Below are 23,820 nucleotides of genomic sequence, written 5' to 3' on the forward strand. Positions count from 1 at the left end.
GAAGACCATTGGCCACGACCCGTAGGAGTTTTTCATGTCACGTCTTGTTTCAACCGCTTTGGCTGTTGGCGGGCTCACCGGCGGTTTCGCCACGGCCCGGGGCACCCGCAACCGTCCCCTGGGCGGTGCAGTACTCGCGGCAGCGGGCACCGGGGCCTTCCTGGTGTGGAGGAAGGACGCCGGTACCGGACGGGCGATTGTCCTGACTCTCGCCTATCTGGCGGCCTTCGGAGGGTCCCACCCGCTGGCCAAGAACGTGGGCCCGTGGACTGCGGTCAACACCGTGAGCACCGGTGTGGGATTGGCATCCCTGCTCCTTGGCGGGCGCCGCAGGAAGTAGCTAGCGGTCGCGGCTCCTGCGGCAAACAGTGAGTCCAGGGGACCAAACAGTCGAGGGCGGGTGCTACGTTGACTGGGTAGACAGATCGGGCCAACGAAAGGCATCCGCCCCGTGTTTTTCCTCCAGGAGCGCTTCATCTTCTCCGCCAGCGACCTGAGCATCGCCGTTGCTTGTGAATACCAGTCGCTGTATCTGCTGGATATCAAACTCGGTCGCCGCGCGGTCCCCGATTTCGGAACCGATGAGATGCTCGAACGCGCCGCACAGCTCGGTGACGTTCACGAACAACGCGTCCTGGCCGACCTGGTGGCCCGGTTCGGAAACTACGACCCGGCCACGGGCCGCGGCGTCATCCAGTTCACCGACCGCCCGGAGATGACCCATGAAGCCTTGGGCAACGCCCATCGCCGGACCATCGAGGCCCTGCGCAGCGGGGCCGACGTCGTCTTCCAGGCGACCTTCTACGACGGGTCCTTTGTCGGGTTCGCGGATTTCCTGGTGCGTCAACCCGATGGTTCCTGGGCCGTGTGGGATACCAAGTTGGCCCGTCATGCACGGGTCAGCGCGTTACTCCAGCTTGGTGCCTATGCCGACCAGATGCTGGCCGAGGGGATCACGGTGGATCCGCACAGCACCCTGGTCCTGGGCGACGGCACCCATTCGGTACACCGCATAACCGAGATCCTGCCGGTTTTCCGGGCCCAGCGTGCCAAGTTCCTGGAGCTGACCGCGGGGCATCGGGAATCGGGACAGCCGGTGCAGTGGGATTCCGGGAGCATCAAGGTCTGCGGACGTTGCGATTACTGTGCCGAACAGGTCAGCGCCACCGATGACGTACTGCAGGTGGCCAACATGTCCATGGTCCAGCGTTCCAAACTGCGCCAACGCGGCATCCGCACCATGCATCAGCTGGCACAGCTTGCCGTCCCCGAGGGCACCTCACTGGCCCGCCATGTGGAACAGGCCCGGATGCAGTTGGGGCTGAGCGAGATCGATGGTTCGGTTCACGGGGTGTCCTACAAGCTCAAGACTTCCACCGAAACCATCAGCTCCCTCCCGCAGCCGGATCGAGGGGATATTTTCTTCGATTTCGAAGGGGACCCCATGTACCAGGAGCCTTCCGATGGCTCCTGGGGGTTGGAGTACCTGTTCGGTGTCGTGGAAATCGACACCGGCTCCCCCGTGTTCCGACCCTTCTGGGCGCACAACCGCGCCCAGGAGCGTGGCGCGTTCCTGCAGTTCATCCAGTATGTCAACGAGCGACGCCGACGATTCCCGCATATGCGCATCTACCACTATGCCCCGTATGAGAAGACCGCCTTGCGTAACCTGTCGCAGACCCATGTCACCGGGGAGGAAGCCATAGACGCGTGGTTGCGTGAGGGGTTGCTGGTTGACCTGTACGAGGCGGTACGCAATTCGCTGGTACTCTCGACCCGTTCCTACTCCATCAAGAAGCTCGAACCGCTCTACATGGGTGATCATCTGCGTGGCGGCGATGTCACCGATGCCGGCGCCTCGGTGGTGGCCTACGCCCACTATGTGCAGGCCCAGCAGAGCGGTCACCGGGATGAGGCCGAACGGATCCTGGCGTCCATTGCCGACTACAACGAATACGACTGCCTGTCCACGTTGCGGTTGCGCGACTGGCTACTGTCGCTGGTTCCGGGCACCCGGCGCGCACCGCGTGAACCGGTAATGGAACCCCCGCTGCCGGAGGTGGTGGCCGAACCCACCGCGGAGGAAAAGCGGCTGCAGGAGTACATTGCCGGTCTTCCCGTGGGGCAGCCGCTGAGCGACGACGACCGGGCGATCGCCATGGTGGCTGCCGCCACCGGCTACCACCGACGAGAACGGAAGCAATTCTGGTGGGAGCACTTCGACCGGCTCGCGGCCCCGGTCGAGGACTGGTCCGAAACCCGCGGGGTATTCATCGTGGAGCAGGTGGAACCGGTAACCGACTGGGAGAAGCCCACCGCGCGCTCGCGGACCCTGGCCCGGACCACCAAGGTCTACGGCACACTGGCCGAAGGGTCACTCGTCTCACCCGGCACCGGCTTTTTCGCCATGTTCGACGGCCAACTACCCGAGGGCATGGAATCCGAGGACACAACACGTGGCGGGGCGTTCAACACCACCGTACTGGAGGTGGCCGAGGACCACCTGGTGATCCAGGAGAAGTCCACTACCCGGATCCCGGCATACGGTTCGGTGCCGATGGCACTGACCCCTGACCAGCCGATCCGCACCGCCAGCATCGAGCAGGCCCTGTCCGAAATCGCCAACCGGGTGGGCTCCATGGTCCCGGCCCTGCCGCAGACCGCCGGAATCGATATCCTGCGGCGCATCCCGCCCCGTTTCAAGACCTTCCAGGTTCCCCCGGCCCCGGAGCGTGTGGACGGTTCGGCCCAGGTCGATCAGGCGGTGGTCAAGGCGCTACTGGATCTGGACAATTCCTACCTGGCCGTGCAGGGCCCTCCAGGCACGGGCAAGACCTTCGTCGCCTCCCATGTCATCACCGCACTGGTGGAGCACGGTTGGAAGATCGGTGTGGTTGCCCAGTCCCATGCCGTGGTCGAGAACGTGTTGACCAAGGCTGTGGACGCAGGGGTCCCGGCCCAGCTGGTCGCGAAGAAGACCAACCACGACCGCCCGGTGAACTGGCTGGGGACCGGGGCGACCGCTGTGACCGAGTTGCTCGCCGGAGACGAGGGCTGCCTGATTGGCGGTACCGCCTGGACATTGACGGGCAAGCAGGTTCCGGCCGGAAGCCTGGATCTGTTGGTCATCGATGAAGCCGGGCAGTATTCCCTGGCCAATACCCTGGCGGTGTCGGTGGCGGCACGAAACCTGCTGTTGCTGGGCGATCCGCAACAGTTGCCCCAGGTAACCCAGGGCTCGCACCCGCAGCCGGTGGATGAATCGGCGCTGGGATGGCTTTCGGCCGGGCACCCGATCCTGCCGGCCGAGCTGGGGTATTTCCTGGCGGCCTCATGGCGGATGCACCCGCAACTGTGTGCCAAGGTCTCGGAGCTGAGCTATGACGGGAAGTTGTTCTCCGCCCCGGCAGCCGGCGAGCGCAGGCTCACCGGCCCGCCCGCCGGGGTGGAGACCCGGCTGGTCGGCCACTGCGGCAATACGACCAGTAGCCGCGAGGAGGCCGAACAGATCGTGGAACTGGTCCACGAGCACCTGGGGCTTGACTGGGTAGCGACCCCCGGCAGCGCTCCGCGCCCGTTGCAGGAGGGGGACATCCTGGTGGTGGCGGCCTACAACGCGCAGGTGCAGTTGCTGCATGAAGTCCTCGGGCAGCACGGCTACGGGGGTGTCCGGGTGGGAACCGTGGATAAGTTCCAGGGCCAGGAGGCCCCGGTGGTACTGATGTCGATGGCGTGCTCCAGCGCCGATGACGCTGCGCGGGGTATCGACTTCCTGCTCAACCGCAACCGGGTGAATGTGGCGATATCCCGCGGCCAGTGGCGCGCGGTGATCGTGCGTTCGCCACGGTTGACCGACTACCTGCCGGCAACCATCACCAGCCTGTCGCAGCTCGGGGCGTTCCTGAGCCTATAACCGACCTACGCACGGACCGCCTAGCGGGCCTTGTCGATCACCTCGTCAACATCGAAGAAGGTCGACAGAACCGGCCGGTCCCCGCGTTGTTCCTTCGCGAATTGCAGCCCATCGACATTGATGCGCATCTGCCGCTGGTAGTCATCGGTTTGTTGCATCCACGCCGTGGTGGTGCCATCCACGCCGTAGAAGTAGCGGAACCCGGCGTCCTTGAACAGCTGGTATCTGGCGCCCGAGTACTTGCCCACCCGGGCGATGTCGGATCCGAAGGGGTAGATCAGGTGGGGGGTATCACCCAGAATCGGCTGCACTTCCTTGGTCCACAGCTTGGTGTCGCGTTTGAGACGTTCCATGCTGACGGTTCCGGTGGCAATATGTCCCCAGGAGTGGGAAGCGAAAACCCAGCCGTCCTCCTTCATCGCCTCGGCGATTCGGGCTGCGGTTTCCTTGTCCTGCTTCATGTTCTTGTTATCCGGGTACTGGCTGTCCGAGGTGCGGTAGCCGAACAGGCCGTTGTAGCCGGTCATGGCCAGCAGGCCCTTGGCCCCGCGGTAGGAGAACTCCGGATGTTCCTCGACGAAGTCATCGACCATGGTGCTCACGTCATATGCACCGGTGTGTTCCTTGCCTTCGGCGTCGGTGTAGACATTACGCACGTCGCCGTCCTTGGTGAGCACCAGCTTGTCGGCGAACCCGTCCCCGTCCATGTACTCGTAGTAGCTCACATCGTCAATGGAGAGTACCAGCGGCTTTTTGCCCGGTGGCAACATGATGTCGCGGTACTTCATGTTCCCGTTCTTGTCCGGGCGGGCGAAGTCGGTGGGTTTGACCAGTACGTAGTCGCGTTCATGGAGTTCTTCGAGGATGGCTGCGAATTCGTCCTGGGTGACCATGTAGTCCTTGTACCCCTGGGCTTGCCCATCCCCGTCGAAGGCGCGCCGGGTATCCACTACCAGCGAGTGGAAGAACAGGTGCGGGATGCGGTCCGGTGATTCCCAGGCAACGGTCGCGGCCTTTTCCTCTTCCAGCCCGGCAACCATGGAGGAGAGTTGTTCATTCGCATCATCCTGTACCAGCTTGATAGCCGCATTGAAGTCGTACATATCGGCTAGGCGGTTCACCTCCGCCTTGACCGACTGGACGCGTTCGGTTTCCTGGGCTTCAGCCTGTTGCCTTTGCTGCTCGGCCTTGGTTTCGGCCTCGGTGGGGCCCGGCTCCGCGGCGCTGCAGCCGCCGAGTACCATTGAGAGGATCGCCACCGAGGAGAGGATCGTGGTTCGCTTCACGGTTAGGGGTCCTTCCGACATGCTGCCTTCTGCTTCGGGGTCGCGCCGTTGGCGATCCGAAACGTCTTTCCTGTTCCCGACACTACACAGCTGGATCGGTTAGTTACACCGTGCGATGTAATTTCGGACAACCCCGTGTCCCCACCGTGCCGGTAGTTCACTGGTCAGTCTGCGGTTTTCCGGCAGACACCCGCACAACTCCCAGTTCCCCCGATGTCCGATGAACTAGGATGGACAGGTTAGGCAGGCCCCTCGACGAAGGAAGTTTATGCAGCCCTCGCACCGCGCGAATCGCTTGTGGCACCAGTCCCGGCATTTCCGCAGGTCGGCAGCCTACCGCCTGATATCGGCCCAGCCATGGGCCGTGGCTTTTATCCGGGCCGAGTTCACCGCAGATCGTCCCCGCGTGGCGTTGGAACTGTTCCATGCCTCGTTGGAATCCTTCCTGAAACTTGCCAGGCAGAGCGATGAACAGGTTCCGGGCACCTATTCGGCCGAGGATTTCGCCGAATCATGGGTGCGGCAGGGCATCCTCGCCCGGCCGCTGATCGACGGACGCTTCGTCTACGAACCCAGCGCGGCCACCTTGCGGGTGTTGCGTTTCCTGGATGAGATGTCCACGGACGACGCGCGATTGAACTCGTCCCGGTTGAACACGTTGTTGACTTCGCTGGAGTCGCTGGCCCACGAGACCGACCCGGATCCCGAGGCGCGCATCCGCGCGTTGGAGGCCGAGATCGCCCAACGCCAGACCAAGATCGAGGAACTGCGCTCCGGCAAGGACCCGGCAGTGCTCGGTAGCGCCTCCGCCCTGTCGGCCACCCGATCGGTGCTGGATCTGGCCTCCAGTCTTCCGGCCGACTTCCGCCGGATGCGCGACGGGGTGCGGGATATGCTGCACAGCCTGCGCGAAGGGATCCTGGATGCCTCCACCGCCAAGGGGGTCGCGGTGGGACAGGTCCTGGAAGCCGACAAGCAATTGCGTTCCACCGCCGAGGGCGAGACCTTCAGCGGCTTCACCCGGTTTCTGGGATCCCCCGAAGCGCAGCAGCGTTTCCGGGTGGCGGTCAACGAGGTGCTCGAACGCGACTTCGTTGACGGCCTGGAAGCGGCCGAACGCCAGACATTGACCAACCTGCTGCGTGAGCTGCGCCGCCAGGCCAGCGAAGTGCACGAGTCCTACGGCAAGCTCTCCGAGTCGTTGCACAACTTCGTGCAATCCGATGATTTCCAGCAGGCGCAGCTGCTGCGACAAGCTATACGCGAAGCGGAGCTGGCCATCAACCGCTCCGTGAACCTGAAACCGCGTTCCACCCTGGCTCCGGTGGAACTCCACGCCCCGCAATTCGTGACCCTGTCCGGGTTGGGGATCTTCGATCCCTCGGATCACGTCGCACCACCTCCGTTGGCCGACACGCCCCGGTTCGATGCCAGCGATATCGTCCGGAGCCCGGTGACCCCCAAGGCCGATATGGCCTTTCTGCGTGAGGCGGTGCGGACCCGATTGGAGCAGACCGCCAACTCCCCGGTGCCGATGCACCAGCTCTACACGGAGCTGCCCGCGGAGCACCGGCACCTGAATACCATCCGCGCACTGGTGGAAATCGGGCGCACCAATGGTGAATCGCTCGCCCCGGCCGAACTGCACCCCGTTGATTTCTTCCAGGTGGACGGCAGCACCCGTACCGCGCTGTTGCCCGCACTGAGCTTTACCAAGGAGCCGCTATGAGTCCCGGCCTGCCCAACACCGCCCCGACCGTTGAACCCCTCTTCGACGGTGACAGCGGTTCCTTCCCCCTTCACTTGCGCCAGCTGATCGTCAAGCTGCTACGCGGTCCGTATCTGGATGGCGCGGTGGACGCCGCTGGTTGGCAACTGTTGTTGGATCAGCGTGAGGCCATCAGCCGCTACGTCGCGGAGATCTTCCTGACCATCAGCCTGGATGAGGACCGCAAGATCGCGATGCTCACTCCCGTCCAGTTGGAGAAGGCCCACACCTCACCCATCGCCCCTCGACGTGGGCTGAAACGGGATGAGACTCTGCTCGCCCTGCGGCTGCGGCTGTTATTGGAACAGCATGCCGGCAGCGGTACGGACGCGGTGATCTCGCGTTCGGCGATGCACGACATCCTGGCCGAACACCGGACATCCAGCGACCGTGATGACAAGCGCTTCGCCGAAGCCTGTGAAGCGGCGATCTCCCGCCTGCACACCCTGCGGCTGGTCACCAGCACCGAGCTGGCGGACGAGTACAGGATTTCACCGGCGTTGGCCATGGCTTTGCCGATCACCAGCATCCAGGATATTCCCGCCCACATCGCGGCCATAGACAACACCGAAGCCCAACCGGTATTGCCCGAGGAATCGTCCAACGCAGAACTGGACGATCCAGCTGACCAGGTCCAGGAGTAAACGAATGAGCATTGAAATGACGTTACCCCTCGGCGAGGCGATCAACGCAGGCCAGCACCGGCTGACGCGGATCCAGATCGTCAATTGGGGAACCTTCCACGGATTGCACACGCTCACCGTGGATCGTGCCGGAACCCTGATCACCGGCCACCCCGGGGTGGGCAAGTCCACGCTCTTCGACGCGATGGGCCACATCTTCTTTGCCACCCCCAAACTCAACGAGTCGGCCAACGACGCGGCCACCCGGGAGGACCGGCGCACCACCTTTTCCTATATGCGTGGACGAAAGTTCAAGACCGGCTCCGGAACCGTCTACCAACGCCCGGGGGCAACCTGGAGTGCGGTCAGCCTGGGCTATGAGGACGGGATGGGCAACACCGTTACCGCCGCCGCGGTCTTCGACCTGCCCGAGGCCGGTCTGGAAAACCAGGTGTCCAAGCACTATCTGCTCAGCGAAGGCGATCTGGAGGTTTCCGAACTGGAGCACCACGGTGCCCGGCGCTTCACGGTTTCCTCCCTACAGAAACTATTGGAACCGGCAGAGGCCTTTGACACGCACAAGGCCTTTGTTGAACGGTTGCGTCGCCGCCTCGGGGTGGAAAACGACAAGGCCTTCGCACTGCTACGCACCTTGCAGAACGGCAAAGGGCTGGCCAAGGGCGTCAACCAGTTCTTCCGCCACGAGGTGTTGGAGGAACCGGCCACGCTGAAGGCCGCGGCCGCCGCGGTCGAGGACTTCGCGCACCTGCGCGGAATCTATCGACAACTGGATACCGCCCGTCGGCAACGTGACATGCTGTTCGAGGTTCCTGCCAAAAGCGCCGAATACGAACGGCTGGCAAGCCGCATCCGGGAAACCGAGGATCTGGTCAATACCCAGCTCGGGTCGGCCGAACAGGACCTGCGTGCCGTTCTCTTGCGCAACGACCTGGAACTTCATACGGCAGAGCTGGCCAGCCTACGTGCCGAGCAAAGCACCCTGCTCGCCCGCAAGGAACAACTCGGCGAAGAGCTGGCGCAGTTGCAGCAGGCACAGGATTCGACCGGCTCCCGGGCATTGATGCTGCTGGAGCGCGAGGCCGACGCTGCCCGCAAGGCGCTGTCCGAGAAGGAAAAGGTCCTGCGTGAATTGCAGTCCCAGGCGGAGGAAGCCGGGTTGACCTTCGACTTCACGGCCACCGGACTTGACGAATTGCGGGCCAATGCGCACCGCACCTTGCAACAGCTCGAGTCCATCACCCAGGATGCCCAGACCGTGGAGTACGAGGCCATGGCGACGTTGATGAATCTTCGTCAACGCGCGACCGCCCTGGACAAGGACATTTCCTCCTACCAGCGCCGCAAGACGAATATCGATGACCGTGCAGTGGCCGCCCGTAGGGCGATCATCTCCAGCTGCGGGTTGCGCGAAGAAGACCTGCCCTTTGCCGGTGAGCTGATGGACGTGGCATCTTCCGAATCACGGTGGCGCACTGCGGCGGAAAAGTCGCTGCGTACCTTGGCGCGGACCATCCTGGTCCCCGGGGAACACCTCGGTGCCGTCACCCATGCCATCGATCAGCTGGACAACCTGGGACGGATCCGCTGGATCGATATGTCCCAGTCTCCGAAACAAGCCGTGGCCGGACCATCGGATCTGGTCAGCAAGCTCGAGTTCATGTCCTCGGCCGCTGGCAGCTGGTTACGTGCCAAGATCACCTCGGACTACCCACTGGTGTGTGTTCCCGATGATGCGTCCCTGCACATGCATGCCAAGGCGATCACCCCGGCCGGTACCATCAAAACCGGGGCCGGAGTCTTTGAACGCGATACCGGTGGGCTGTCCGTCTCCGAGCACCTGCTGGGCTTCACCAACGAGTCAAAGATCGCCGAGCTCCAATCCAAGGCGGCTCGGCTGGCCGAGCAGATCCAGGTGGCCCAAAGCGGAGCCGATGAACGCACCGCAGCCAAGGAGAAAATCCTTTCCAAGGTCCGGTTGCTCAAGGCCCTGGCCGCCGATGAGCGCAGTTTCGGGCAGCTGGACGCGGCCGAGGCCCTGCAGGCCCTGCGTACCAGCGAGCAGCGGCTCGGTGATGCGCTGACCCGCTCCGGGGACACCTCGCAACTGCGCCGTGACATCAGCAAGGCCACCGCCGAGTCCGAGGACATCGTTGGACGGCTGGCGTTGATCCGTTCGAGGATCGACGCACTGGAAAGCGAGATCACCAAGGCCAATCATGTACTGGCCACAACCGGTCAGGAACACCTGGCTCCTTCCCGTTGGCTGGAACGGCTGCCGGACGAACTCGCCGCAATGGGGGAATTACGCGGGATCCTGCAAGCGGTCTCCGAACATCAGGGTGTTGACTCGGCACATATCACCACCGCTTTCGCCGAGGCCCGGGTGCAGCTTTCCGCCGAGATCTCGAAGCTGACCAGCGACCGCACCATGGTTGGCAGCGAACTGAGCGAGACCTTCAAGCGCTTCGCCCGCGAGTTCGGGACCTCCCATGCGCAAACCCATGGGACCAGCCCGGAAGCTGCCGAACACTATGCCAGGTTGCATGCGCAGATCGTGGCCGACGGTTTGCCGCATCACGAGGCGCAGTTCCGCGAGTACTTCGCCAACCGTTCCTACGAACGTTTCAGCGACCTGTTACAGCTGCTGGATGAGGAACGCCGGATGATCGCCGAACGTATCAAGCCGCTGAATCAGATCCTGGCCGATGTGCAGTTCGAACATGGCTCCATCCTGCGCTTCGAGGTGGAACAACTGATCCCCGTTGAGGCTGGCGCCTTCCGCAACCAGCTGAAGGAAGCCCTGAACGAGGCCTATACCACCCGTGAGGAGGGTACGTTGCAACGCTCCTATGCGGCGTTGGAGTCGATTGTCGAGGCCCTGGGTGATCCGGGTCGTGCCGCCTGGCGTTCCACCGTACTGGATGTGCGTCACCATGTGCAGATCCGCTGTGATGAGCACAAGCCCAACGGTGAAGTGGAAACCGGATTGGAGCCTGGCACGCTCTCCGGTGGTGAGGGTCAGCGCTTCACCTCGTTCGTCATGGGTGCTGCCCTGGCATACCAGCTGGGTTTCGCCTCCGCGGGCTTCACCTCCTATGGCACGGTGATGATCGACGAGGCGTTTATCCAGGCGAACTCGGAGTATGCCGCCGCAGGTATACGTGCCCTGCAGGAGTTCGGTTTCCATCTGGTGCTGGCGGCCCCCGAGGATAAGATCGACCTGAGTCGCCATCTGGGCTCGATCACCGACATCATCAAGCACCCCGGGTCCAATATTTCCGGTTTCGTCACGACCGGACGTTCCCCGGCCATGGCCACCACCATTACACTGCGCGACTAGCGCCCATGGACCGGTCCGGCATGTGCCGAACCGGTCCATGGGACGGTCTAGGTCATCTGGGCCCTGATACGCTCGGGAATCATGTTCACGCGCGGGCTGATCACCACCGGGGTGAACCCCGGATCGATGCAGGCTTCCCAGTACTCAAGGTGCTTGACGTCCAGCCAATGCCCGGACTCATGCACATCGATGCCGTTCTCCCCCTGGATGCTGTACCAATACAGGTAGTCGACCCCGTCCAGCGTCTCGCTGAAGATGGTCTCCACGTACATCTTCTCGCCGTCCAGGGTTTCCAGCACCGCTGGCATGTTCCGGTTCAGGAAGTCCAGCCATTGATCCACCAGCGGTGCCTTGCCCGGCAACACCCTGAAACGCATCAGTTCAACGTTCATGGTCCCAGTGTATTTCCGAAGCTATTGGGCGGTATAGCCTCCATCAGCCGACACCGTGGTCCCGGTGATGAAACTGGCCGCATCCGAGGCCAGGAAGCAGATCACCTCGGCGATCTCCTCGGGATGCCCCAACCTGCCCATGGGCTGCCTGGCCAGCATCTGGGCGCGCACCGAGTCGTCCAGCCCGTCCGTCAGCGGTGTCTGCACGTAGCCTGGGGCCACCGCGTTGATCCGGATACCCTGGCGGGCATAGGTCAGCCCGGCCGAGCGCACCAGGTTGGTGACCCCGGCCTTCGACGCGCTGTAGGCTGCCGATTGGGCCTGGCCTACCAAACCCAGGATGGAGCCGAGCGCCACCACGCAGCCGTGCCCCTGGTCCACCATCTGCTTCAGCCCGTATTTCATGCTCAAGGCCACCCCGGTCAGGTTGATGTCCACCACCTGCTGCCAGTGGTCCATGTCCATTTCGTGGATCGGGCCCTTGTGTTCGGCGATCCCCGCGTTGGCCACCAACACGTCCACCGCGCCGGCGAAATCCACCGCCTGCCGGATAAATCCGGCCATCGATTCCCCGTTGGTGACATCGCAGCGTACGGACAGCGCCCGGCCACCGTTCTTGGTGATATCCGCTGCCACCGCTTCGGCCGCCGGGTTCACGTCCCCGATCAGCACCCATGCCCCACGGGAGGCGAACATGCGGGCGGTGGCCTCGCCAATGCCGCCGGCCGCACCGGTCACCAGGACGGTGCGGCCGGCGAAGGAGGCCTTTTGAAGGCTCATGCATGGACTTCCAAGGCACGTTCCAGGGCCACGCTGTTGCCCGATTCGGCGGCGAGATCCACGATGTCGCGGCCCAACCGGTAGCCGAAGACGAGGGCCGGTCCGATGTGCGAACCGTATCCCGGGTATCCGCCGCCGAAGACGGAGACCGCCGCGGCACCCACCGAGTACAGGCCCGGGACCAGTGATCCGTCCCGGCGCACGACCCGGGAGCGTTCATCGACTTGGATGCCGGCGAAGGTTCCCAGGTCCCCCATCCTCACCTTGGCCGCATAGTAGGGGCCCTTGTCCAGCGGCGCCAGATTCGGGTTCGGGGTGTGCTCCATGTCGCCACGGAAGTGGTTGTATGCCGTGGAACCACGACCGAATTCGGTGTCGGTTCCGGCGATTGCATCCTTGTTGAAGCGTTGTATGGTCGCTTCGAGGCCAGCGGCGTCCACACCGATACTGGCCGCCAGTTCGGCCACGGTGCGTCCCTTGTGCAGGAACCCGTTGCGGTGGAAGAAGCCTCGCGGCACCGGCCACGGCTTGGCGTAGCCGATCCCGTATTTGTCCATCAGCTTCTTGTCTCCGATGATCCAGGCGAACAGATCCGTCTGGTTCTCGTGGTGGGTAATCATCTGCCGGCCGAAATCGTGGTAGCTTAGCGCCTCGTTGCCGAAGCGCCGTCCGTTGCGGTCCACGGTGATCATGCCCGGCAGCCCGATCTGGCGCAGGTGCGGGAAGAGCCGCTCGGCGCCGCTGCGTAGGGAGTTGAAGACGGTGACCGGAGCCCAGGAGCAGACCGAGGAGACATCGGTGGAGATCCGCCCGCCCACGGCCAGCGCCATCTCGGCCGAGGACCCATCATGGCCCTGGGTCGGGGTGAAGTGCTGTCCCCCGGCTCGGTCATGGGCGAAGTACTTGCGGCGCAGGGCCTCGTTGCCTGAGAACCCGCCGCCAGCCAGGATGACACCGAGCCGGGCTTGCACGTTGCCCGCCTGTTTCCCGCCGAGCGTTGCGCCGGTCACGGCACCCGATGCGTCGGTGACAAGGTCGGTGACCGGCGTGCCGGTCCAGACCCGTACCCCGGCGTCCAGGGCCGAGCGGACCATGCGCACCATGAGGGCCGACCCGTTGGTGCGTTTGAGCGGCTGGCCGTGCACCGCGATGTCCTTCCAGGTTTTCAGTAGCTTCGTGGCCACGTAGCCGAAGGATTTGATCGACTGGTTGGCGTGCAGGAACTGGACCAGGTCCGGGCCGACCTGGGGCATGTAACCGAAAACCGTGTACGAGCTGAGGTACGGCTGCAGTTCCTTGCGGCGTTCGCCGAGTATCCGCGCATCGGCGTCCGCGGGCAGGATCGCCCGGCCGCCCAGCTTCGCGCCGGGCAGATCCATCTGGTAGTCCGGGGCCTTGTCCGGGTAGCTGAAGACCACGTCGGTATCGTTTTCGAAGAAGTCCACGGCTTCGGGTACGGTGTCCAGGAACCCGGCCACCCCGGCCTTGTTGTAGGTGTCCGGGGCCAGGGCCTTGAGGTAGGTCTCGATCTCCTCACGGGTATCCCCGGTCGTGGCCGCACCCTTGGTAGTACCCGGCACCCAGGACCAGCCGGCGGACAGGGCGGTGGTGCCACCGAAATGCGGCGCCTTCTCGGCAACGATCACGTTCAGCCCGTCGTGGGCGGCCCGGATGGCCGCTGCCATGCCGGATACCCCGGAACCGACGATCAACAGGTCGCAACGGTAGGTGTTGTCTTCACGTTTCTTTTTCATGCTGTCCTTCTGTCGTTGGGGATGTCTCAGAGCCTGCCGGTGGCCCGCAGGTAGGGTTCGCCAAGTTGGTTGACAGGGGTGTGTGCGGTTTCCCGGGCACTGATGGCAGCACCGGCGGCCAGTAGTGCGCAGACCGCACCGAATACCGCGACCGGGACCCAGCCGAAGGCACCCTCGGCCAGCAGCAACCCGCCGATGAGTGGGCCGAATCCTGCCACGACCAGTCCGAGCTGGTTGCCCATGGCCATGCCGGTGTAGCGCACAGGTGCGGCGAACAGTTCACCGAAGAACGAGGTCCAGACCCCGTTGAACCCGGAGTAGAGCACCGTCATGAACAGGAAACTGGCGCCGAAGACCAGCCAGATGTTGCCCGTCCCCAGGGCCAGGAAGTAGACGAAGAGCATGATGGTGCAGCCGAACATCGCGGTCAGCATCAGTGGGCGGCGGCCGACCTTGTCCGAGAGGCGTCCCGCCAACGGCATCAATACCATGGACAGTCCGATCGCTACCGCGTTGACGGTCAGGATCTGGGTGCGTTCGAAACCTCCCTGGTCCACCGCGTAGGCCAGCCCGAAGACGGTAAACAGGGTCTGCATGACCGAGAAGATCGACATCAGCACCACGCGCAGCACATCGGCCCACTGGTAACGCAGCACCTCGGTGGCCGGCAGCTTCTTGATTTCACCGGCCTCGGCAACTTCCTCTTCGAAGACCGGGGTTTCATCCAGTTTGGTACGTACCCAGAAGGCGAGGACCAGCACGAAAACCGAGAGCAGGAACGGAACACGCCAGCCCCAGCTGAGCATCTGTTCCTCGGGTAGCGCTGCCACCGGGATGAACACCAGGGTGGAGAGCACCATGCCCGAGGCGTACCCGGTCATCACGAAGGAAGTGAAGAACCCGCGGCGCCCGTCCGGCGAGTGCTCGAGGGTCAGTGACGAGGCCCCGGCCGATTCGGCGCCGGCGGAGAATCCCTGGGCCAGCCGCCCGACCACCAGCAGCGCGGTGGCCCACAGACCGATCTGTTCATAGGTGGGCAGCAGGCCGATGCCCAGGGAGGCCACCCCCATCAGGAGCAGCGTGAACAGCAGGACATTCTTGCGTCCCAGCCGGTCACCGAAGTGACCCATGACCAGTCCGCCGAGAGGCCGGGCCACGTAGGCCACACCGAAGGTGGCGAAGGCACCGATGGTGGCAACGGCAGGATTGCTTTCCGGGAAGAACAGTCGGGGGAAGATCAGGGCTGCGGCGGTGCCGTAGATGAAGAAGTCGTAGTACTCCAGGGTCGAGCCCAGGAAGGACGCCAGGGCGGCCTTGCGCGGGGTGCGCTTGGGCCCTTCGGTGGCCGTCGCCCCTGCAGGGGTGCCAACGGAGGTGGTTGAATGACGCATGGTTCTTATCCTTTGCGTGAGGATCCGGCGGCCGGATCTTCCATTTCGAAATCGACGTAGGCCAGGTCCTCGACGTTGGGTAGCGAGAACGGCTTGATGGCCTCGTGCAGCGGATGCGTGTTGTATACCGCGATGTCGTCCTTGGTGGCGAAGTCAGCCACGATGACGTGGTCCCAGGAGCGCTCGGTGCCCATGACATCGGGCCCGTGCTCCAGGTTCAGCATTCCGGGAATGTTGCCCTTCATGGCTTCCAGGCCGGTAATCCACTGCTCACGGATCCCTTCGGTGAAGCTTGCCGAGAAACGGAACATCACTATGTGGCGGATCATCTAGCGTGCTCCCGCCCCTTCGAGGGCCGATGCCTGGTAATCGGCGCTGGCCCCGGACAGTGCCCGTCCGGCCAGGTAGGCAAGGGTCATGATCGGGCCCAGCGTGGCCCCGGCGCCCGGGTAGCCTGCCGCAAACGGGTTCTCGGTGGTGTTTCCGGCCGCGAAGAGGCCCGGGATCGGCTTCCCGTCCACGTCCAACACCTGGCCGTTGCCGTCGGTGGCCAACCCGCCGCAGGTGCCGAAGGCCCCGTTGACGACTTGCAGCGCGTAGTACGGGCCGTACTGCAGCGGGCCGAGTGACGGGTTGGGCCAGTCGCTGTCGGCGTCTCCCCAGTACCGGTCGTATTCGGACACGCCACGTCCGAAGTCCGGATCCTGGCCCGCCACCGCGTGGGTGTTGAAGCGTTCCACGGTGGCGACCAGGTTTTCGGCCGGGACCTCGAGCTTTGCGGCCAGCTGCTGAAGGGTGTCGGCCTCAATCAGCCACGCGGGGGTAGGTTCTCCGGCGCGGTGATCCAGCACGCCGTAGCGCTCCAGATAGGACTGGTCGAAGACCACATGGGCCGGGGTGTTCAGGGGCTGGTTGTTCGGCGAGTCCCACGACTGCAGCACCCGGGCCAGGTCATTGTAGTTCTGGGCCTCGTTGGCGAAACGCTGCCCGTGGCGGTTGACCATGATCGATCCGGGGCCCTGGCGTTCGAAGCGTAGCAGCGATCCGACCTGTTCGCCGTCCCGCAGGGTTCCGGTCAGTGACATCGGTGCCCACCAGGCCTCGCGGGTGCCGCGGGTCATGGCCCCGACTCGCTGGGCCATTTTCAGCCCGTCACCGGTGTTCGATGGTGGCGAGCACATGGTGTACAGGCGCGAGGCGAGCATGGAATCGGCCAGTTCCCTGTCCCATTCGAAGCCGCCGGCGCCGATCATGACACCGGTAGCGGCAGCAATCCGGGTTCCGTCGTCCATGATGACACCGCCGATCTTGTCCGCTGTGCTCACCAGGCTCTCGACCCGGGCGTCCACGGCCAGGGTGACTCCGTTGTCCAGGCAGGCCTTGAGCAGCATCGCCACCAGCGCGTGGCCCTTGGCCGCGAACCCGGCATCCTGGCGGCTGCTCAGCTGCTCCCACGGGAACCTGGTGAAGGCACCCCAGTTTTCGTATTCCTGCATGGTGTACGGGTGGCGGCCATCGGTGCGAACATATTCGGCCAGCTCGCCCAGCGCTTCACGGTAGTTGAACAGTTCCGGCTCCACGGTCCGCCCGCCCAGCACTGCCCCCGGCAGGTCCTGGCGGTAGTCCGGGAAATTGTCCAGGAAGATGAATTTAACGCCGAGCTCGTCCTCGGCGAACCGCAACATGGTATCCCCGTAGTCCAGGGCGGCATCGAGCAGTTCGGTGCGTCCACGGCCACGGGCGACGGCCTGGACGTATTCGCGTCCCGCCGCCTTGGAATCGCTGCGTCCGGCTTCGCGGGCATGGTGGTTGTCCACCACCCAGAGCATGCCTCCGGAGACTGCCGAGGTGCCGCCGAGCAGCTGGCTCTTCTCCAGCACGATCACCTTCAGGCCCGAACGGGCGGCGGTGGCGGCCGTGGTCAGCGCGGCGGCACCGGATCCCACGACCGCGACATCGTAGCTGAGGTCCGGGGTGGTGGTGTCGGGATTGAGAATTCGCATCGGGTCGGTCCTTCGTGGATCGGTTGCAGGTGGTTGACTGCAAACGATCGTGACACCAATCACAATGCGTTCGAATAGGGTGTTCCGTTCAACAGAACATTAGGGAGAGGGTTTCGCCCCTAGGTATCCATCGGCGCACTGTGACGGGTCATATCGCGCCCCTCCAGTTCGTAGCCCAACCGCCGGGAGATCGCGCGGGAGGCGAACTGCAGCTGCGGCAGGTTCGCCTGCAAGTGCTCCTCACCACGGCCCACGATGAGGGTCAGCATGGCCACGACCCTGCGCCGCTGGGCAAAAATCGGCACCGAGATGCCACTGGATTCGGGAACGATGATCCCGGCCATCGAGATGTACCCGTTCTGCCGCACCCCGGCCAACAGGGCACGCAGCTGCCCCGGGTCAACCACCGTATCGCGGGTGAGTTTCTCCAGCCTGCGGCGCAGGAAGCGCTCCTGTTCGTCCGCCGGAGCGAAGGCCATGTACACCAGCCCTGCCGAGCAACCGTGGACCGGCAGCCGTCCGGCGACCTTGGTGATGTTCACCGTGGCGTCGTCCACCGCAAGCCGCTCCAGGTACAACACATCGGTGCCCTCCACGACTCCGAGTGAGACGTGGCTTCCGGTTTGCTGCACCAGGTCCTCCATCGGCGGCAGTGCGGCTTCACGCAGTGATGAGGCCCGTGACCCGCTCGAGGCCAGTTCCCACAAGCGATGCCCGTGGCGCAGCTGGCCGGAATCATCACGGACCAGCAATCCCTCGACCTCCAGCTCCCCCACCAGCCGGTGCACCGTGGACACCGGCAAATCGACCTGCCGGGCCAGGGCCCTCAAGTGCAGTGCGGGGTTCTCATCCCGGAAAGCCGAAAGGATGCGTACCACGCGATGAATCACCGATTCCCCGGATGGCGAGTTGGCCATAGGTTGTTCCTCCTGCCCTGAGCATGTGGCCCCCATCATACCGTTGAACGGAACACATCGTGTAGATGGTGGCCCCAGCTGCCTAGCCTGTGAACCATGAATACCACTGAATTCAACACTTCCGGTCGCGTCGCTGGCAAGGTAGTCCTGATCTCCGGTGCAGCCCAGGGCATGGGAGCCTCCCACGCCCGGGTACTGGCCGCAGCCGGGGCCCGGGCGGTGATCGGGGACCTGCAGCAGGAGGCGGGCACTGCGCTGGCCCGGGAACTGAACAACTCGTTGGGTCGTACCGCAGCGCACTTCGTGAAGCTGGATGTCACCAGCTTCGAGGACTGGACCGCTGCGGTTGGCGCCGCCGTCGATATCTTCGGGAAACTGGATGTGCTGGTGAACAACGCCGGAATCTATACTCCGGGCAATGTCGAGGAAGCGTCCATCGAGGACTGGAACCGGACCATCGACATCGACCTGACCGGAACCTTCCTGGGCATGAAGGCCGCGGTACCGGCACTGCGCCGCGCGCAGAGCTCATCGATCATCAATGTCTCCTCGATCGCGGGCTTGACGGGTTTCAAGAACCGGGCCGCCTATGCAGCAGCCAAATGGGGTGTCCAGGGACTGACCAAGACCTCGGCCATGGATCTGGGCCCCGATGGCATCCGGGTGAACTCGATCCACCCGGGAAGCGTGGAAACCCCCCTGACGGCCGGGCTCAAACGCGGCTTCGGGCAGGTGCCGGCCGGACGGGCAGCCCAGGCCGAGGAGATCAGCTCACTGGTGCTCTACCTGGCCTCGGACGAGTCCCGGTTTGTCAGCGGGGCCGCCATCGCGATCGACGGCGGCGAGACCGCCGGGAACAACCTGCGCCAGGATTCCTGAGCCGAACGCAGACACGAGGGCGCCAACGTCAACCGTTCCGTTGACGTTGGCGCCCTCGTGGTGTGTCGCGCTGCCGGTCGGACTATTCGGTTGCCAGGCCTTCCACCGGGGAAAGCCGAGCGGCACGTCGCGACGGGGCCAGCGATGCCAGCAAGGCGGCAACGATGCTCACGCCGATCACCAGGGCCAGCTGCAGCCACGGGATGTCGAACCGCACCTGGCCGATCTGGGCCAGGGTGCTGTAGGCGCCGAACAATCCGTAGATCGTGCCCAGCACCAGCCCCAGCAGGGCCGCGACCCCGCCGATCAGGACCGCCTCCACGGCCAGCATGGACCGCAGCTGCTTCTTCTTCAGCCCCAGCGCGCGTAGCAACGCGTTCTCCCTGGTGCGTTCGAGCACCGAGAGGCTGAGCGTATTGGCCACACCGATCAGGGCGATCAGAACCGCCACTGCCAGCAGGCCGGAGACGATCATCAGCAGGACGTCAATGATCTGGGAGAACATCGCGCTTTCCATGGCCCCACCGAAGATCGAGGCACTCTCCACGTCCAGGACCTCGGCGATCCGCTCGACGATATCCGACAGCTGGTTCGCGCTCACCGCGTCATCCAGGCGGAGCATCGCCCCACCGTTCAGGTCATCGGTGGGCAAGGCGAGATCCCGGGCGGTATTCTGGGTGATCATATTCGACAGGTAGCTGGCCGTGGAGACCTTCACTTGCAAGTCATGGCCTGCCACCTGGGCGGTCTCGCTTTCGGTGTACGACCAGTTGGTGAACACCAGTTCCCCGTCCTGCGGGATCGCGGACTCGTCCTGGATCACCGTAGCCAGCACCTGCGGGTCGACCACCAGCAGGTAGGAGTCGTCCAGTTCCCCGTCATCCAGGTTGATCATCGCCTGGGTGACCTCGTAGGGGGCCACGGCCGCGATCCCGTCGATCGCCGCCAGCCGGGTAACCTCGGAGTCATCCAGCACCCCTGTCTGCACCATCAGGTCAATCGGGTACTCTTCGCTGATCCCCTGGTTCAGCGATGTCTTGGCGCTTTGTCCACCCACCATGATCATCGACACCAGGGTGACGCCGATCAGCAGGGCGGTGGCGGTGGCGGTGGTTCGTCCCGGGTTGCGCACGGAGTTCAGTGCGGCCAGTTTCCCGGCCACCTTGTTTCCGGCGAACAGCTTGCCGATACCGTATACCGTCGAAGGCACGAACAGGGAGGCGAGCATCAGGATGCCGGGGAAGGAGAGTAAGCCACCCAGGAAGGCCACCGGCAGCGACTCGATCAATGCACCTGCCACCAGCCCGGCGCTGCCGGCAATGGCCAGCAATGCCCCAAAGACGATGCGGATCCTGCCCGACCGGTTCTTCACACTGGCGGCATCGAAGGGACGCAGTGCCGCCAATGGCGCAAGTTTCATGGCACGGCGTGCCGGCAACCAGGCGGCCAGCACGGTCATCAGGATGCCGATCAGCAGCGGGATGGCCACGACCTTCCAGTCCACGCCCAGGGTGGCGTAGGACATCTCCGGGACCATCAGCTGAAGCAGCTTGACCAACCCGGCCATCAGCCCCACGGCGGCCGCAACCCCGATGGCCGAGGCGACGATACCGATCAGCAGGGCCTCGGTCAGTACCGAGGACCGGATCTGCTTGCGTTTGGCGCCCAGGGTGCGCAGCAACGCCAGTTCCCGGGTACGCTGGGCGATCACCACGGCAAAGGTGTTCATCACCACCAGCCCGGTGACCACCAGGGCCACCAAGGCGAAGATCAGCAGGACCATGGTCAGCTGTTCGGTGCCGTTGGTCAGGTTCGCCACATCGGCGATGACCTTCTCATCGGCGGTGAGTACGGTGGCACTGCGCACCGACTGGTCTCCGAGCAGTTGCTGCAAGGCGCTGCGGGTCTGGGCGGTATCACCGGTGCCGTTGACCATGATCTCGTCAAGGTCCGCGCCTTCACCGAGCAGGAATTCCCAGCTGCCCTCCGAGACCCCCAGTTGCATCATGGCCGATTTGAAGGGGTCGTTGGTTGCCGCGCTGAGCCCGACAATGCGCACCTCCTGCAGGCCGCCTTCCTCGCCAGCCCCCTCGATGGCCACCTGGTCGCCGATGCCCAGCCCGGTCTGTTCGGCGTACTTCTGGTCGATGGTGGCTTCCGATTCGCTCATCGGGGCGCGTCCCTCAATCAGGTTCACGCCCGAATAGCGGTGCTCCGGGGAAATCGGAATCAGCCACGCGTTGTACATGTCATTGTCGGTACGCAGGTTCACCGCGTAACTGCTGGACCCGTAGGCGGTCTTGACCTCGGGCAGAGCCCGAACGGCTTCCAGCACGTCCATGGTCAGCGGCTGGTCGCCGTCCTCCCCGTACGCGCTGCTCTTCCAATCACGGAAGGCCACGAGGTCGGCGGTCTTGTAGTACTCCCCCACGCTGTTCTTCAGCGTGGCGCGGGTGGAGGTGTCCACGGCCAGGCTGGCGCCGAGGAACGCGGTGCCAATGGCGACCGCCAGGATCGCGGCGATATAGCGCCGCGCGTACACCTTGATATTTGCTAATGCGACATGAAGCATGATGTGTCCTACTCGGCCAGGGAGGTCAGGGCATCGGTGACCGAGGCGACGGTCGGCTCGGCCAGCCGGCCCACCAGTTGGCCGTCCTTCATCAGCAACACCTCATCGGCATAGGAAGCGGCCACCGGATCGTGGGTGACCATGATGATGGTCTGGCCCATCTCACGGGTGGAGGCGCGCAACAGGGAAAGGACTTCGGCTCCGGTACGCGAGTCGAGGTTGCCGGTCGGTTCGTCACCGAAGACCACCTCGGGACGGGTGAGTAGCGCGCGGGCCACGGCCACACGCTGCTGTTGGCCGCCGGAGAGCTCATGGGGTTTGTGGGCCAGGCGATCGCCCAGGCCCAGTATCCCGACCACCTGTTCGAACCACTGCTCGTCATGCTTCTTTCCGGCCAGCGCCAGCGGGAGCAGGATGTTCTCGCGGGCGTTGATGGTCGGCACCAGGTTGAAGGACTGGAACACGAATCCGATCTGTTCACGGCGCATTTCGGTCAGCTGGTCATCGCTGAGCTGCATCAGGTTCTTGCCCCCGATCACGATCTCACCGGAGTCCGCGCTGTCCAATCCGGCCAGGCAGTGCATCAAGGTGGACTTGCCCGATCCCGAAGGGCCCATGATGGCGGTGAAGCGTGAACGGGCGAAGGAGACATCGACACCCTTCAGGGCCTCAACCCGGGTTGAATCATGCCCGTAGGTCTTGGTCAGACCCCGAGCTTGGACGGCGTAATCGGTGTGAACGGTAGTTTCTTGGCTCATACTCCAAGGTTACAAACACGCAGGCCAGAAAAGGATCGGCCAAATGTACGGTGTTTGTCCCGCCGGGCTCATACCCTGGGTGGAGTTCAGCAGTCCCTTGTTCCCACCCACCGGTCAGCAGTTGATCTGGTGTTCGGTCTTCCGGTGCGACAGGGGCTCGATCTGGAAGGTGGAGTGGCTGATGCTCACGGTGAAGTGTTCGGCCACGCATTCCTGCAGCTCGCGCAGCAGTTCCCCGGTGGAGTCCGAGGAAAACATCTCATCGGCCACCACCACATGTGCCGTAAGCACCGGCAGGTTCGATGCGATCTGGCTGGCATGCAGGTCGTGGACCGAGATCACCCCAGGCAGGGCTTCCAGGTGCGAGCGCACATCCTGCAGGTCCAGCCCCTTGGGAGTGGATTCAAGCAGGATATGTGTGGTCTCCCCCAGAAGCTTCACGGCCCGCGGCACGATCAGCGCGGCGATGACCAGTGCGGCGATGGAATCCGCGGTGCCCCATCCGGTCAGCCAGATCACGATGGCGGCCACGATCACGGCCACCGATCCGAGGGCATCGTTGAGCACTTCGAGGAAGGCCGCGCGCATGTTCAGGTTGTCCTTGCGGCCCGAGGAGATGATCCACATGGCCACGAGATTCCCGGCCAGGCCGATGATGCCGAAGGCCAGCAGCCCCGCGGAATGGATCTCCGCCGGTTCGAAGAGCCGGCGTATCGCATCGATCGCCGCGTAGATCCCCACCGCCAGCAGCAGGGCCGCCTGCACGGTCGCGGAGAGCACTTCGGCCCGCCGGAACCCCCAGGTGCGCTGGTTGGTGGATTTGCGCATGACCAGGTTCGCGGCGGTCAGGGCCATCAGCAAACCCAGGGTGTCGGTGAGCATGTGCGCCGCATCCACCAGCAGGGCCAACGAATTGGTCAGGATCGCACCGATGACCTCGGCGATCAGGATGGTTGCGGTGATACCGAAGGCCCAGGCCAGTCGGGTTCGGTTGGCGTGGGCCAACCCGTGGTCATGGGAATGATCGTGGGACACGCTCAGCTCCGTCCTTCCAGGTTGGGGACATGCTCGTCATGCCATTGATGGTCGACATTTCGTACCGCGAACAGCGGTTGGGCACTGCGGAGAATCTGATCCAGGGTCCGTTCGTCACACAGCGAGTAAAAGCTGGAACGTCCCGCAGCCCGGACCTTGACGAGGTTGCCCTCACGCAGGCACGCCAGATGAGCACTGACCGTGCTTTGGGCCAGGCCCAGGTGCTCGGTCAGCTCACGTACCTTGTGCTCCCCTGTCCGCAGGTGCTCCAGGATCATCAGCCGCATTGGGTCGGCCAGGCAGTGAAAGAGCGCGGCAGCACGCTGGCGGCGTTCCACCTCAACCATTTCATCGATATTCGACTCTATTATCGCCATATAACGATGAT

At 64.0% G+C, this 23,820-nt stretch carries 18 protein-coding genes; 6 read left to right on the forward strand and 12 right to left on the reverse strand.

All coding sequences use genetic code 11. The features are described 5' to 3' along the window. Nucleotides 1-34 precede the first annotated feature (34 nt). Both OK351_RS13105 and OK351_RS13110 read left to right on the forward strand, forming a co-directional pair. Nucleotides 35-340 (forward strand): hypothetical protein, encoded by a 306-nt coding sequence (locus tag OK351_RS13105; protein ID WP_265159670.1) that lies wholly within the window; start codon nt 35-37, stop codon nt 338-340. A gap of 111 nt (nt 341-451) precedes the next feature. Continuing rightward, nucleotides 452-3,913: a TM0106 family RecB-like putative nuclease gene (locus tag OK351_RS13110; protein ID WP_265159673.1), complete on the forward strand. Its 3,462-nt coding sequence runs from the start codon at nt 452-454 to the stop codon at nt 3,911-3,913. 20 nt (nt 3,914-3,933) lie between these two features. On the opposite strand, the gene OK351_RS13115 is transcribed toward OK351_RS13110, so the two are convergent. Continuing rightward, a complete protein-coding gene (locus OK351_RS13115; RefSeq protein WP_265159675.1) occupies nt 3,934-5,199 on the reverse strand; it encodes a polysaccharide deacetylase family protein in 1,266 nt (421 codons plus the stop codon). 268 nt (nt 5,200-5,467) lie between these two features. On the opposite strand from OK351_RS13115, the gene OK351_RS13120 reads away from it, so the two are divergent. From OK351_RS13120 to OK351_RS13130, 3 genes are read left to right on the forward strand one after another with little or no spacing between them, the layout of a single operon-like run. Continuing rightward, entirely contained in the window at nt 5,468-6,928 is a 1,461-nt protein-coding gene (locus OK351_RS13120) for a DUF3375 domain-containing protein (protein WP_265159677.1), read from the forward strand. Continuing rightward, complete coding sequence (locus OK351_RS13125) at nt 6,925-7,611, forward strand: DUF4194 domain-containing protein (RefSeq protein WP_265159680.1); 687 nt, start codon at nt 6,925-6,927, stop codon at nt 7,609-7,611. Before OK351_RS13120 ends, OK351_RS13125 begins: the two co-directional genes overlap by 4 nt. Nucleotides 7,612-7,615: 4 nt before the next feature. Beyond that, complete coding sequence (locus OK351_RS13130) at nt 7,616-10,951, forward strand: ATP-binding protein (protein WP_265159682.1); 3,336 nt, start codon at nt 7,616-7,618, stop codon at nt 10,949-10,951. A 47-nt stretch (nt 10,952-10,998) separates the two neighbouring features. Here OK351_RS13130 and OK351_RS13135 read toward each other — a convergent pair whose 3' ends face one another. From OK351_RS13135 to OK351_RS13165, 7 genes are all read right to left on the reverse strand, one after another. Beyond that, entirely contained in the window at nt 10,999-11,343 is a 345-nt protein-coding gene (locus tag OK351_RS13135; protein ID WP_265159685.1) for a DUF6176 family protein, read from the reverse strand. Nucleotides 11,344-11,364: 21 nt separating this feature from the next. Beyond that, nucleotides 11,365-12,123 (reverse strand): cis-4-hydroxycyclohexanecarboxylate dehydrogenase, encoded by a 759-nt coding sequence (locus OK351_RS13140; protein ID WP_265159688.1) that lies wholly within the window; start codon nt 12,121-12,123, stop codon nt 11,365-11,367. Further along, nucleotides 12,120-13,877, reverse strand: a complete 1,758-nt coding sequence (locus tag OK351_RS13145; protein ID WP_265159690.1) for a 4-oxocyclohex-2-ene-1-carboxylate 5-dehydrogenase — start codon at nt 13,875-13,877, stop codon at nt 12,120-12,122. Before OK351_RS13145 ends, OK351_RS13140 begins: the two co-directional genes overlap by 4 nt. 26 nt (nt 13,878-13,903) lie before the next feature. Further along, on the reverse strand, nt 13,904-15,268 hold the full coding sequence (locus OK351_RS13150; protein ID WP_265159693.1) for an MFS transporter: 1,365 nt from the start codon (nt 15,266-15,268) through the stop codon (nt 13,904-13,906). 5 nt (nt 15,269-15,273) lie between these two features. Continuing rightward, nucleotides 15,274-15,597, reverse strand: a complete 324-nt coding sequence (locus tag OK351_RS13155; RefSeq protein WP_265159696.1) for a Dabb family protein — start codon at nt 15,595-15,597, stop codon at nt 15,274-15,276. Further along, the gene (locus tag OK351_RS13160; RefSeq protein WP_265159698.1) at nt 15,598-17,271 is read right to left on the reverse strand and encodes a 4-oxocyclohexanecarboxylate 2-dehydrogenase; all 1,674 of its coding nucleotides are present in this window, start codon (nt 17,269-17,271) and stop codon (nt 15,598-15,600) included. A 119-nt stretch (nt 17,272-17,390) separates the two neighbouring features. Further along, nucleotides 17,391-18,188, reverse strand: a complete 798-nt coding sequence (locus OK351_RS13165; RefSeq protein ID WP_265159701.1) for an IclR family transcriptional regulator — start codon at nt 18,186-18,188, stop codon at nt 17,391-17,393. A gap of 96 nt (nt 18,189-18,284) precedes the next feature. Here OK351_RS13165 and OK351_RS13170 point away from each other — a divergent pair, with 96 nt between their 5' ends. After that, nucleotides 18,285-19,067: a trans-4-hydroxycyclohexanecarboxylate dehydrogenase gene (locus OK351_RS13170; protein WP_265159703.1), complete on the forward strand. Its 783-nt coding sequence runs from the start codon at nt 18,285-18,287 to the stop codon at nt 19,065-19,067. 82 nt (nt 19,068-19,149) lie between these two features. Here the strand turns inward: OK351_RS13170 and OK351_RS13175 are convergent, their stop codons facing one another. The 4 genes from OK351_RS13175 to OK351_RS13190 form a co-directional block, all read right to left on the reverse strand. After that, a complete protein-coding gene (locus OK351_RS13175; protein ID WP_265159705.1) occupies nt 19,150-21,639 on the reverse strand; it encodes an ABC transporter permease in 2,490 nt (829 codons plus the stop codon). Nucleotides 21,640-21,647: 8 nt separating this feature from the next. Next, nucleotides 21,648-22,397 carry an ABC transporter ATP-binding protein gene (locus OK351_RS13180; protein WP_265159707.1) on the reverse strand — a complete coding sequence of 250 codons (750 nt, stop codon included), beginning with the start codon at nt 22,395-22,397 and terminating at the stop codon, nt 21,648-21,650. A 114-nt stretch (nt 22,398-22,511) separates the two neighbouring features. Beyond that, the gene (locus tag OK351_RS13185; RefSeq protein ID WP_265159709.1) at nt 22,512-23,432 is read right to left on the reverse strand and encodes a cation diffusion facilitator family transporter; all 921 of its coding nucleotides are present in this window, start codon (nt 23,430-23,432) and stop codon (nt 22,512-22,514) included. Between the two features lie 2 nt (nt 23,433-23,434). Further along, nucleotides 23,435-23,809, reverse strand: coding sequence for an ArsR/SmtB family transcription factor (locus OK351_RS13190; RefSeq protein WP_265159711.1), 375 nt, complete (start codon nt 23,807-23,809; stop codon nt 23,435-23,437). Nucleotides 23,810-23,820: the final 11 nt, after the last annotated feature.

The organism is Glutamicibacter sp. MNS18 (assembly GCF_026107515.2).
Taxonomy (GTDB): domain Bacteria; phylum Actinomycetota; class Actinomycetes; order Actinomycetales; family Micrococcaceae; genus Glutamicibacter.

Bases quoted from the DNA above. Each gene is read 5' to 3' on its own strand.
- OK351_RS13105 (WP_265159670.1), top strand. From the start codon at position 35: ATGTCACGTCTTGTTTCAACCGCTTTGGCTGTTGGCGGGCTCACCGGC.
- OK351_RS13120 (WP_265159677.1), top strand. From the start codon at position 5,468: ATGCAGCCCTCGCACCGCGCGAATCGCTTGTGGCACCAGTCCCGGCAT.
- OK351_RS13125 (WP_265159680.1), top strand. From the start codon at position 6,925: ATGAGTCCCGGCCTGCCCAACACCGCCCCGACCGTTGAACCCCTCTTC.
- OK351_RS13130 (WP_265159682.1), top strand. From the start codon at position 7,616: ATGAGCATTGAAATGACGTTACCCCTCGGCGAGGCGATCAACGCAGGC.
- OK351_RS13135 (WP_265159685.1), bottom strand. From the start codon at position 11,343: ATGAACGTTGAACTGATGCGTTTCAGGGTGTTGCCGGGCAAGGCACCG.
- OK351_RS13140 (WP_265159688.1), bottom strand. From the start codon at position 12,123: ATGAGCCTTCAAAAGGCCTCCTTCGCCGGCCGCACCGTCCTGGTGACC.
- OK351_RS13145 (WP_265159690.1), bottom strand. From the start codon at position 13,877: ATGAAAAAGAAACGTGAAGACAACACCTACCGTTGCGACCTGTTGATC.
- OK351_RS13150 (WP_265159693.1), bottom strand. From the start codon at position 15,268: ATGCGTCATTCAACCACCTCCGTTGGCACCCCTGCAGGGGCGACGGCC.
- OK351_RS13155 (WP_265159696.1), bottom strand. From the start codon at position 15,597: ATGATCCGCCACATAGTGATGTTCCGTTTCTCGGCAAGCTTCACCGAA.
- OK351_RS13160 (WP_265159698.1), bottom strand. From the start codon at position 17,271: ATGCGAATTCTCAATCCCGACACCACCACCCCGGACCTCAGCTACGAT.
- OK351_RS13165 (WP_265159701.1), bottom strand. From the start codon at position 18,188: ATGGCCAACTCGCCATCCGGGGAATCGGTGATTCATCGCGTGGTACGC.
- OK351_RS13170 (WP_265159703.1), top strand. From the start codon at position 18,285: ATGAATACCACTGAATTCAACACTTCCGGTCGCGTCGCTGGCAAGGTA.
- OK351_RS13175 (WP_265159705.1), bottom strand. From the start codon at position 21,639: ATGCTTCATGTCGCATTAGCAAATATCAAGGTGTACGCGCGGCGCTAT.
- OK351_RS13180 (WP_265159707.1), bottom strand. From the start codon at position 22,397: ATGAGCCAAGAAACTACCGTTCACACCGATTACGCCGTCCAAGCTCGG.
- OK351_RS13190 (WP_265159711.1), bottom strand. From the start codon at position 23,809: ATGGCGATAATAGAGTCGAATATCGATGAAATGGTTGAGGTGGAACGC.